General features: G+C 40.9%; 8 protein-coding genes and 1 other RNA gene. All 9 read left to right on the top strand.

Going from position 1 to position 3,102, the window contains the following annotated elements; all coding sequences use genetic code 11:
• The first annotated feature begins 127 nt into the window (after positions 1-127).
• The 9 genes from AB6E08_RS22920 to AB6E08_RS22880 all read left to right on the top strand — a co-directional run bounded on the left by AB6E08_RS22920 (position 128) and on the right by AB6E08_RS22880 (position 2,972).
• Entirely contained in the window at positions 128-337 is a 210-nt protein-coding gene (locus tag AB6E08_RS22920; RefSeq protein WP_371708000.1) for an SEC-C metal-binding domain-containing protein, read from the top strand.
• 16 nt (positions 338-353) lie between these two features.
• A complete protein-coding gene (locus AB6E08_RS22915; protein WP_371707999.1) occupies positions 354-542 on the top strand; it encodes a hypothetical protein in 189 nt (62 codons plus the stop codon).
• Positions 541-611, top strand: an RNA gene (locus tag AB6E08_RS22910) — hammerhead ribozyme type II. The genes AB6E08_RS22915 and AB6E08_RS22910 overlap by 2 nt, the downstream gene beginning before the upstream one ends.
• Positions 612-639: 28 nt before the next feature.
• Positions 640-876 (top strand): hypothetical protein, encoded by a 237-nt coding sequence (locus AB6E08_RS22905; protein ID WP_016076447.1) that lies wholly within the window; start codon positions 640-642, stop codon positions 874-876.
• Between the two features lie 8 nt (positions 877-884).
• Positions 885-1,268 (top strand): YopX family protein, encoded by a 384-nt coding sequence (locus AB6E08_RS22900; RefSeq protein ID WP_372067086.1) that lies wholly within the window; start codon positions 885-887, stop codon positions 1,266-1,268.
• Positions 1,261-1,779, top strand: a complete 519-nt coding sequence (locus tag AB6E08_RS22895; protein WP_016076445.1) for a gp16 family protein — start codon at positions 1,261-1,263, stop codon at positions 1,777-1,779. Before AB6E08_RS22900 ends, AB6E08_RS22895 begins: the two co-directional genes overlap by 8 nt.
• A 105-nt stretch (positions 1,780-1,884) precedes the next feature.
• A complete protein-coding gene (locus AB6E08_RS22890; protein ID WP_069669238.1) occupies positions 1,885-2,283 on the top strand; it encodes a Mor transcription activator family protein in 399 nt (132 codons plus the stop codon).
• Between the two features lie 10 nt (positions 2,284-2,293).
• Complete coding sequence (locus AB6E08_RS22885; RefSeq protein ID WP_171384025.1) at positions 2,294-2,473, top strand: hypothetical protein; 180 nt, start codon at positions 2,294-2,296, stop codon at positions 2,471-2,473.
• Position 2,474: 1 nt separating this feature from the next.
• Positions 2,475-2,972 (top strand): hypothetical protein, encoded by a 498-nt coding sequence (locus AB6E08_RS22880; protein WP_171384024.1) that lies wholly within the window; start codon positions 2,475-2,477, stop codon positions 2,970-2,972.
• Positions 2,973-3,102: the final 130 nt, after the last annotated feature.

Here is a 3,102-nt window from a genome sequence, read left to right as displayed (position 1 = left end):
ATGAGATATTTGCCTTTCATGTCCCTCACTTCTCAAAAGCTTCTGTGCTGTGTCGCCAGTTCAAAAAGCTCGAAGGGTTAGAACTGACTAAAGCAATGTGCCTTGAATCATAAAAAAGGAATACAAGATGGAAATACTAAAACATCAAATCACCGAGCAAGAACAAAGAATTGTTTATCGCATGGGTGAGCGTCCAGAAAATACGTTGAGAGAGTTACTAGAGGAAGGGTTTGTATCTCAGGAGAGGTTTATAAATATCCGACCTAAACAGCGTTGTCCATGTGGTTCAAAGAAGAAGTTTAAGAAGTGCTGTGGAAGGTTGTTAGAAGATAAATAAGCAAGAGAGGTTGAGTATGAAGATTGGTGATCCATTGGCGCAAGATGAGTTGGCTTTTGCGCGTGAAGCTCTTGATGGGTTAGCAGAGTCAGCGTTGCAACGCGGGTTTCTGCTAAGGCCGGAAGTTATAGAAGTAATGCTGATTCTTACAAAGGGAAGCGATCGTATTTTGCCAGCGAGCATGGGGCCAGTTAAGGAGTTGTAAGCGAAACAAGCAAGGTTCGCCTTGCTTGTCTGCCTAGCGTGGTTGCTAGGTACTGATGAGCAGCCAGTACAACACAAAGCTATAGGAGGTTTTTATTATGTTTGGTGAATACACACCACTAATGAAAGCAGGTTTATTACAACGCCGCTTAGCGAATGGTAAAGCCATACTCGATGCTGAACTAGGCTTGCAGAAATGGTGCCCGCACTGCCAAGAGTATTGGCCGCAAGACACCTTGTTCTGGTCGCCATGCAGAAGAAACCCAGATGGGTTGCAGAGTTGGTGCAAAGCTTGTCAGTTGGAATGCAAGAACGCCAAACGTAAAGCGGCTTAGGGGGCAATATGAGAGAAATATTATTCAGAGCGGAAGCTATTGTTAACCAAAAATGGAATAACATTAAAGTCGGTGACTTTGTTTATGGATCATTTATTGAGTCTGAAATCGACGCACCATGCATCATCTTTGGGCAAGGAGAGCAAATAGAAATTGACAGAAAAACTTTATGTCAGTTCATAGGAAAGAAAGATGAAAACGGCGTTCGTATTTTTGAAGGTGACACTGTTCAGTCTGATTACTATTACCCTGATTATATGTGTGTTGCCGAGGTCTCATATTGTGAGTTTGAAGCTAGGTTTAAGTTCAATAAAGGTGAAGGTGAGCAAGATGCCTTTTCGTTTGGGAAGTTGTACGTAGTAGATAGTGAAGAGGTAAGTCAAAATGTCTAACTTACTCAAACTTGTCCAAATCGCTAAGCGTGATCTTGCCATGGAAGATGATTCTTATCGTGACGTTCTTGAGCAATGCACAGGTAAGCGAAGTGCAAAAGGCTTGAACGACATTCAACTAACCAAAGTGTTAGACAGAATGAAAGCGCTAGGCTTTAAGCCAAAACGCAAGCCACAAGCAAGAGCGCCAGAAGTAGCAAAGATTCGTGCAATTTGGCGTACCATGCACAAACAAGGCTTTATCCGCAATGCGAACGACGTTGCCATTGATGCTTATGTGAAACGCATGACTACTGCATCAAATGGACGTGGTATTGAAAAGGCGGTTTGGCTTAAGTCAGCTCAAGCAGCTGAAGTGTTGGAGGCTTTAAAGAAATGGCACTATCGATTGATGGCCGAAGTGATCACTAAAAGTGGTGGTCGCATTCCATCGAACAACGATTGCACAGGCCCAGCTGGTTATGAGCTATTAGCTGAGCATTATGCGAGTAACTACTACAAAACTGGTTAACGTGCCCCACCAGTAAACACTGCCATATACTACAAACACCTCGCCAAGCGGGGTGTTTTTATATTCATACTATGTGAAGGTATGCCATGTGGATGGGAGGCAGTAATGAGTGAAGAAAACCAAGACTTGTTTGGTTACAAGAATGTAAGCCTAGAAGAAGTTGAAAAACTAGCAGACGATGAAGAGCACCAACGATGGCCAGAAGCCATGCGCCAAATCTACTGCATATTTAAAGATGAACTCGTTAAGAACGAAACCGATCCAAAGCTTGCGGTGGTTTTACTGCATCGTATTTGCAAAGAGTTTGGTGGTGTTCAGCTTTACCTTCCACGCGGCAGACAGCTTGAATCTGAAATCATGAACCTGTCTATCTGGCGTGAGTTCAATGGTGCGAATGTTGAAGAGCTGTCACGTAAATACGATAAAAGTATGCAGCATATCTATCGCGTAGTCGCTAAAATGCGCAAGATAGAAGTTAAGAACCGTCAACCGAATTTATTTTAAGGAATTGAAAATGACCATATTCGACTTAATAGTTACTTTAATCGTTGGATTTATTACTGCCTTCCCTCTTTGTAGGGTTGCTAAGAATCAAGGCTTCAAAGCCGATTGGTGGGTAATGTTAGTATTGGTTCTGATACCTGTTTTACAAATCCCTTATCTTTACTGGATTGCTTTTAAAAAAGGACAGTAATATGAGCGCTACCAATCAAAGTGATTTAAATCTTTCGTTTTCTCATTCCGCTGAAATTTTTGGTATTCCGTCTAATTTAAGGTCTAGTATGGAATCCGTCATATGGGACAATATCAATAACAAAAGAATGGCGATAAAAAAACTAGAGTCAAAATTCCCTTATGAATGGACATCTCAAGTAGCAAAGGATGCCTTAATTGCAAGAGGTGAGAGGTTCCCATACCTTAAAGAACAGTTGGATTTTATTGTTGGATATGTTATCAAGCTTGCTCATGTCAACAGACAATTTCGAGATGCCGACAAAACTAAACGTTTACTGCCCTACTTAAAAATAATGAGAGGCTCAGCAATCATTGATTGCCCGATTCACTCTGAATTTATTGATCATGTTTATGAAGTGACTGATAAGTTTTGGATTAAATATCCAGTAGGAAAGCATATCGACTGTAGTTGTTCAATACGCACTATCAGTAAGCATGAATTCAACAATTCACATTAATTAATATCCATCTAATATAAAAAGCACAATCAGTTAAACGTAACCCCATTACTAAACTGGTTGTGCTATGAAAATCCTAACTCTCCATCGCAATTATTTCCCTCATGGTGTTTTTTCTTATCTGTGCGAT

The organism is Vibrio sp. 10N.247.310.24 (assembly GCF_041467175.1).
Lineage (GTDB): Bacteria > Pseudomonadota > Gammaproteobacteria > Enterobacterales > Vibrionaceae > Vibrio > Vibrio tasmaniensis_A.
The sequence above is the reverse complement of the archived record's forward strand: the minus strand, read 5'-3'. Positions and strand labels throughout refer to the sequence as shown.

Excerpts from the sequence above, each read along its gene's own strand:
- AB6E08_RS22895 (WP_016076445.1), top strand. The coding sequence starts at position 1,261 with ATGTCTAACTTACTCAAACTTGTCCAAATCGCTAAGCGTGATCTTGCC.
- AB6E08_RS22880 (WP_171384024.1), top strand. The coding sequence starts at position 2,475 with ATGAGCGCTACCAATCAAAGTGATTTAAATCTTTCGTTTTCTCATTCC.
- AB6E08_RS22890 (WP_069669238.1), top strand. The coding sequence starts at position 1,885 with ATGAGTGAAGAAAACCAAGACTTGTTTGGTTACAAGAATGTAAGCCTA.
- AB6E08_RS22885 (WP_171384025.1), top strand. The coding sequence starts at position 2,294 with ATGACCATATTCGACTTAATAGTTACTTTAATCGTTGGATTTATTACT.
- AB6E08_RS22915 (WP_371707999.1), top strand. The coding sequence starts at position 354 with ATGAAGATTGGTGATCCATTGGCGCAAGATGAGTTGGCTTTTGCGCGT.
- AB6E08_RS22920 (WP_371708000.1), top strand. The coding sequence starts at position 128 with ATGGAAATACTAAAACATCAAATCACCGAGCAAGAACAAAGAATTGTT.
- AB6E08_RS22900 (WP_372067086.1), top strand. The coding sequence starts at position 885 with ATGAGAGAAATATTATTCAGAGCGGAAGCTATTGTTAACCAAAAATGG.
- AB6E08_RS22905 (WP_016076447.1), top strand. The coding sequence starts at position 640 with ATGTTTGGTGAATACACACCACTAATGAAAGCAGGTTTATTACAACGC.